The 5656-nt window shown below is 55.8% G+C and carries 7 protein-coding genes; 4 read left to right on the top strand and 3 right to left on the bottom strand.

Features of this window, described 5'->3' with window-relative positions:
* The first annotated feature begins 3 nt into the window (after nt 1-3).
* From HMPREF0106_RS00725 to HMPREF0106_RS00740, 4 genes are all read left to right on the top strand, one after another.
* On the top strand, nt 4-1572 hold the full coding sequence (locus HMPREF0106_RS00725) for a ParB/RepB/Spo0J family partition protein (RefSeq protein ID WP_410492006.1): 1569 nt from the start codon (nt 4-6) through the stop codon (nt 1570-1572).
* Nucleotides 1573-1681: 109 nt separating this feature from the next.
* Entirely contained in the window at nt 1682-2284 is a 603-nt protein-coding gene (locus HMPREF0106_RS00730) for a hypothetical protein (protein ID WP_009041241.1), read from the top strand.
* Nucleotides 2281-2502 (top strand): hypothetical protein, encoded by a 222-nt coding sequence (locus HMPREF0106_RS00735; RefSeq protein ID WP_009041240.1) that lies wholly within the window; start codon nt 2281-2283, stop codon nt 2500-2502. Before HMPREF0106_RS00730 ends, HMPREF0106_RS00735 begins: the two co-directional genes overlap by 4 nt.
* 377 nt (nt 2503-2879) lie before the next feature.
* Nucleotides 2880-3323 (top strand): JAB domain-containing protein, encoded by a 444-nt coding sequence (locus HMPREF0106_RS00740; protein WP_009041239.1) that lies wholly within the window; start codon nt 2880-2882, stop codon nt 3321-3323.
* A gap of 149 nt (nt 3324-3472) precedes the next feature.
* Here the strand turns inward: HMPREF0106_RS00740 and HMPREF0106_RS00745 are convergent, their stop codons facing one another.
* The 3 genes from HMPREF0106_RS00745 to HMPREF0106_RS00755 are packed head-to-tail and all read right to left on the bottom strand — an operon-like array spanning nt 3473 to nt 5613.
* Entirely contained in the window at nt 3473-4321 is an 849-nt protein-coding gene (locus HMPREF0106_RS00745) for a hypothetical protein (protein WP_009041238.1), read from the bottom strand.
* A 34-nt stretch (nt 4322-4355) separates the two neighbouring features.
* The gene (locus tag HMPREF0106_RS00750) at nt 4356-5177 is read right to left on the bottom strand and encodes a hypothetical protein (protein WP_025813744.1); all 822 of its coding nucleotides are present in this window, start codon (nt 5175-5177) and stop codon (nt 4356-4358) included.
* Nucleotides 5152-5613: a DUF3872 domain-containing protein gene (locus tag HMPREF0106_RS00755; RefSeq protein ID WP_009291495.1), complete on the bottom strand. Its 462-nt coding sequence runs from the start codon at nt 5611-5613 to the stop codon at nt 5152-5154. Before HMPREF0106_RS00755 ends, HMPREF0106_RS00750 begins: the two co-directional genes overlap by 26 nt.
* Nucleotides 5614-5656: the final 43 nt, after the last annotated feature.

Genomic DNA, 5656 nt, shown 5'->3' with positions numbered 1-5656 from the left:
CTTATCGAGAGCGGACGCCACACCGTGCGCCCCGTTGACGGGACAGACCGTTACGGGATTGTTTTCGGGGAACGCCGTTACCGTGCGTCCGTCATTGCGGGCAGGGACGAAATTCCCGCAATCGTTTCCGAGTTGTCGGACGAGGAAGCCGAGGAAATGGCGATTACTGAGAACTTGCAGCGCAAGGACGTGACACCCGTGGAGGAAGCCGCAGCCTATCAGCGGCTTATCGAGAGCGGACGCCACACCGTGCAGACCTTGGCGGTACTCTTCGGAAAGAACGAGAACTACATCCGCACACGGCTGAAATTCACCGCCCTTATCCCCGAAATCGCCGCCCTCTTGGATGCGGATGAAATCACCATCAGCGTGGCGGCTGAAATCTGCCGATACGGGGAGGACATTCAGCGTGAGGTGTACGAGAAACATTTGCAGGACGAGGGAACGTATAACAGTTGGCGGGGACTGAAAGCCGCCGATGTTGCAAGGCGCATTGAACAGAACTTCACCACCGACCTGCAATACTACCACTTCGACAAGGCCGAGTGCGCCACGTGCGCACACAACACCAATAACTTGCTGTTGTTCCATGACGGCGGGTGCGGGCATTGCGCCAACCGCACGTGTCTTGCCGAGATGAACGCCTCTTTCCTTATGGAGCGAGCTGTGCAAATCATGCGGAACCAGCCGGAGGTGTCGCTCTGCCGTGACTGCTACACCGCCAACGAGACGGTAGTAGAACGGCTAACCGCTTCGGGCTACGAGGTGGAGACCCTTGACAGGTACACCGCCTTTCCAAGCTGCCCCAAAGAACCCAAAGCCGAAAATTTCAACGACCCCGAACGCTACGGGGAAGCCCGCACCCGCTACGAGCAGCAATGGGCGGACTACATGGAGCAGGAGGAGGAAATCACCCGCAGGAGCGGAGCGGGGGAAATCACCGTCTATGCCAAAATCGGGCAGAAGGAGATTACATTCTGTTACGTGGAGAACGTGACAGAGACCGAGACAGCGGACGGAACGCCCGCACCCGCACCGCTCTCTCCCGTGGAGAAATTGGAGAAGCAGGACAAGCGCAATAAGGAAATCGCACTCGAACGCACGGTGGAGGACACCAAGAAACAGATTCTCGAAGCCGACATCACGGGCGGCAAGTTCAGTGCCGATGAAGACACGATGCTGTACTTCTTCCTTCTGTCCTCGCTCCGGAAGGAACACTTCGCAGCCGTGGGGATTGCGGAAGACAAGCCGTATATCACGGACGAGGACAAGATGGGGATTATCGGAAACCTCACGGTAAAGATGAAGACCATCATCCGCAGGGACTTCCTTGTAGCCAACTTCAAGGGAGCGTACGGGAACAACACCGTGGCGACCCTCTTGCTTGACTTCGCACGCAGGCACATGCCGGAGGAACTCGCCAACATCGAAAGGGAGTACAACGGGGTGTACGAGAAACGTCACCAGCGCATCGAGGAAAAGAAAGCCGTCCTATTAGTGCAGGAACGGGCAAGGGAGCGCAAGGTAACGCAACCCGAGGAACAACCGCAACCCGAAGAGATTGCAGCCTAAAGACAAAGGGCAGGGCGGAGAAATCCGCCCGCTACTTTCTTTCGTGAGCCGTAGCGGAAAAGAAAGATCGCAAAGAAACCGATTTTTAAACTTTCAAATTTTCAAACTTATGCGAACCGTACAGAGAACCTATACACTATTCGGCATTGCGGAACTGGAGGACGAAGCCCGTCAAAAAGCCTATACCGACTGGCTTGCCAAGGGAAACGATTACCCGTATGCTTCCGAGAACTGCGACACGCTCGAAGCCTTCTGCAACCTTTTCCGCATTGCCTGCACCAACTACTGTTACGACAGTTGCACATACGCTTACCGTTTCCATACCGGACACGAGGAGGAGACCGAAAGGCTTTCGAGCGTCCGCTTGCTGGCTTACCTCTATAACAACTTCCATGCGGAGCTGTACAAGCCCAAGGTCTATTGGACGAAAGACCGCAAGAAAAGACGCAGGAGCCGTATCTCCGTCACTTGCGAATGCCCCTTCACGGGGGTTGTGTCGGACGAAATCATCTTGCAGCCCCTCATGGACTTCATGCGCTCGCCCGACACACGGAATTTCAAGGAACTCATGCGTGACTGTCTGGAAAACTTCTTCCGCTCGTGCCGTGACGATTGCGAGTATTGCGAGAGCGAGGAATATTTCACGGACGAGAGCCACAAGAATAATTGGGAGTACCTTATCGACGGGACACTTTTCATAGAAACGGCATGAAGCAGGAAATCAGACAGAACGGGAAAACCGTCCTTTACAGCGAGGACGGTTGCAGCATCCCCATGATATTCAACAACCTTGTCGGGAAGAACCTCAAAGGCAGGGAGTATTCGGACTATATCGCTTTCGTAGCCATTCCCGACATGGGATTTACCTACGGGAAGATAGCGTATTATTCGGACGGGAATTTAATCGCAACGGGGGAAATCAAGCCATAACATTCCCCCTCTATGTTTCATCGCCGGAAGTCCGGGACGGGTAGCGATCCGCCCGGACTTCTTTTTTTACCCGCCCGTGGGAAAGGATTGACCCATTTTCGGACGCACTTCTTTTTCTTTCGGTGAGCCGTGGGCGGGAAAAGACAAAGAAGCAAAAAGAACCCCCTCGACTCACCGGATTTTTTAGCCAAGCTCCACACTCATTTTTTAGCAAACCTACAGGGAAAAACGGACAAGTAGCAAGGCTGAACCTGCTGGTTTTGCGCACAATCTCCACACCTTCGGGTCGTATTCCACGCAAAAGCCTTGCATGAAGTCCGTTCTTTCCCCGTGCCCCAAAGCAAAAAATAAATGTTTCACTTTTAATTTTTTGCATTATGAATACACTGTCTTTCCCTCAAATCACCGTAAGTTACAAGGACGCTGACGCATCCAAGAGAGTTAGAATCCACTCTTCCAAGGAGTCTTACGACATCCTCAAGACTTTCTACGAGGACTGTATGCAGCACCACGAGGAGTGCTGGGCGATGTACCTGAACGGCGCAGGCAGACTGCTGGGCGTTTCGTGCGTCTCACGCAGCGGCATGAACAGTACGGTGGTGGACATACGCATCGTCCTCCAGACGGCTCTCGTCTCTCATGCCTCGGGAATCATCCTCTCGCACAACCACCCTTCCGGCTCGACCGTGGCGAGCACGCCGGACAACAACCTGACCAGCCAGTTGAAGAAAGGCTGCGAGGCAATCGGCATACAGCTTTTAGACCACATCATACTGACCGAGGACGCCTACCTTAGCTACATGGACGAGGGGATGCTTTAAGCGTCCCTTTTTTTGTTCGCTATCCGTTTCGCACTTCTTTTCTTTCGTGAGCGGGGCGGGAAAAGAACAAGAAGCAAAAGAAACCGGAAGGCGGCAGGGCGGATATGGAAAGCATCCTGAATGATGCTTTCCATTTCGTCCGGCTCACGCTACATCTTCAATCCCCGTTTTCGCTCCTGCCGGATGTCGGAGAAGGAGAAGCCTCCCGTCTCCTTGTCGAACTTCACCGACTTGTCCTTCTGCACGCCGCCCGGCGTTTCCATCCGTTTCACATTCAGCGGCTTCCCGTTGTAGAAGTCCGTCATTTGCCGGTAGCTGAACTTTTCCCCCGTCAGGCTTTCCATCAGGCTGTTCAGCGTGTAGATGCTGTCTTGGTTATGCACGCTCTCCGGCACGAACTCCGGGTGATTCTTCACTATGTCCGGGTACAGCGTCTTCGCCATTAGGCAGACCTCCGGCGAGCGTTCCGCCCACGGGATCATCATCAGCGACTCCCGACTGTGGGCGGCGCACCTGACATACACATCGGGCGTGAGCAGGCTTTTCGGCACTCCGCCACGCCCGACGGCGGACATCCCCGACGTTTCCACCGCCACCCGCACCCGCTCCGGTGTTTGCAGGTGCACGGGCAGGATGCTGATACACCTGCCGTCCAGCGGCAGCAGGAAGTCCGCCATTTCGCCATTCATCACCTCCGGGCGGATAGCCACCGCCACCCCGTAGAGTTCTTCCGGGTTATTCTCCCGGCACTCCTTCAGCACCTCCATGCACACCTCCGCAAAAGGGATATGCTGAACCAGCCCCCGGTGGAAGTCGTTCCCGAATCCCGCTTCCGTTTCCAGCGCCTTCCGGCACAGTTCCGGTGTCTTCATCTCTTCGGGCACGTTCTCCAGCTGCCAGCCGTCCTCTTCAACGGCGGCACGGCACACCTCCGCCGTGCGGTCGTGCCTGCATATCATCTCCAGAGGTACCTGATACATTCTTTCTTCTTGTTCCATGTTTCTGTTTTTTTAGATAGGTTGTCTCATATTTTCATTCCGTTGCGCCTCTTGGGTGCGTCGTTCCGTTCCGGCTCTTGCTGTTCCTGCTGCCTCTGCTCCTGCCGCTGGCTGAGAGGGGCGATGCGGAACGTCTCTTTCTGCCGGTCGAAAGTACCTCACGGTCTTTCAGGAAACCATCGGGCACCTCGATGCACTTGACCGCCATCCGCTTTCCCCCGTAGAAGTCCGCCATCTGCCCGCAGGTGAATTTCTCGCCCGTCATCTGCTCCATCAGGCGGCACAGCGAGTACACGTTGTAATAGCTGTCCACCGGTTGCGGCACGACATGGGGATGGGCATGGATCATCCCGGGATAGTTCAGGTACGCCGTCAGGCACGCTTCCAGCGACCGTTCCCTCCACGGAATCATCACGAATGACATCCAGTTATGTTCGGCGCATTTCCGCCACAGCTCCGGCGTTTGCAGGTGGACGAGCAGCAGGGACAGGCACCTGCCGTCCTCCGCCACCAGAAAATCCGCCATCTTCCCGTCGAACACCTCCGGTCGGATTGCCGAAGCCACCTCGTAAAGATCGGCTCTGCCCTCGCCGTACCAGTCCCGTATGGCTTCCATGCAGACCTCTGCGAACGGGATATGGTGCAGCAATGCCAGATGCCCGTAACCGAGTTCCGCACTCGCTTCCAGCGCACGGCGGCACATCTCCGGGGTTTTCATGTCCTCCAGCACATGTTCCAGCGACCATCCGAACTCCCTGACGGTATCGGCGTACCGCTCTGCGGTGCACTCGTGCCGGCACAGGTCTTTCAATTCCGCCAAAGCCGGCACCTCACTCTTTCCCAGTTCCACTTCCATCCCCGTCCTCCTTGTCGTTGTCCGCATTGAAGTCGTATTCCAGCTCGACCGCCTGACCGTCCGAGTCCTCCACCCAGACGGTGAAGCTGCTCTGCTCGTCCGACAGCCGGGTGTAATAGAGCCGGAACGTCTCTTTCTCCAGCGGGTAGCGGTCATTGGGCAGCAGCACCGTGCCGTCATCCAGTTTGAGCGTGCCTTCCCCGTCGAAGAGGAACCAGCGGATCGTGTACCGGGCGTCCTCCCAGCGTCCTTCCCGTTTCAGCTCGCACCGTATCTCCGCCGTCTCGTTCACTTTCAGCTCCTTCGGGACGGGCATCGTCTCCACCGTGAACAGGTATTTCGTCTGAATATCCAGCCCGTCATTACAGGCTGCGACCAGCACGAGGGCGGCCACGATGTAGCAGCCCGTGAATATTCTATAAATCATTGTCCTCATATACAATTATATTATATAGCAGTTATCGAATCATGAAGCGGAT

The sequence above is a fragment of the Bacteroides sp. D22 genome (assembly GCF_000163675.1).
In the GTDB taxonomy this organism is placed as follows: Bacteria; Bacteroidota; Bacteroidia; order Bacteroidales; family Bacteroidaceae; genus Bacteroides; species Bacteroides xylanisolvens.
This window is presented reverse-complemented; position numbering and strand designations above follow the sequence as displayed.

Excerpts from the sequence above, each read along its gene's own strand:
- HMPREF0106_RS00730 (WP_009041241.1), top strand. The coding sequence starts at position 1,682 with ATGCGAACCGTACAGAGAACCTATACACTATTCGGCATTGCGGAACTG.
- HMPREF0106_RS00735 (WP_009041240.1), top strand. The coding sequence starts at position 2,281 with ATGAAGCAGGAAATCAGACAGAACGGGAAAACCGTCCTTTACAGCGAG.
- HMPREF0106_RS00740 (WP_009041239.1), top strand. The coding sequence starts at position 2,880 with ATGAATACACTGTCTTTCCCTCAAATCACCGTAAGTTACAAGGACGCT.
- HMPREF0106_RS00745 (WP_009041238.1), bottom strand. The coding sequence starts at position 4,321 with ATGGAACAAGAAGAAAGAATGTATCAGGTACCTCTGGAGATGATATGC.
- HMPREF0106_RS00750 (WP_025813744.1), bottom strand. The coding sequence starts at position 5,177 with ATGGAAGTGGAACTGGGAAAGAGTGAGGTGCCGGCTTTGGCGGAATTG.
- HMPREF0106_RS00755 (WP_009291495.1), bottom strand. The coding sequence starts at position 5,613 with ATGAGGACAATGATTTATAGAATATTCACGGGCTGCTACATCGTGGCC.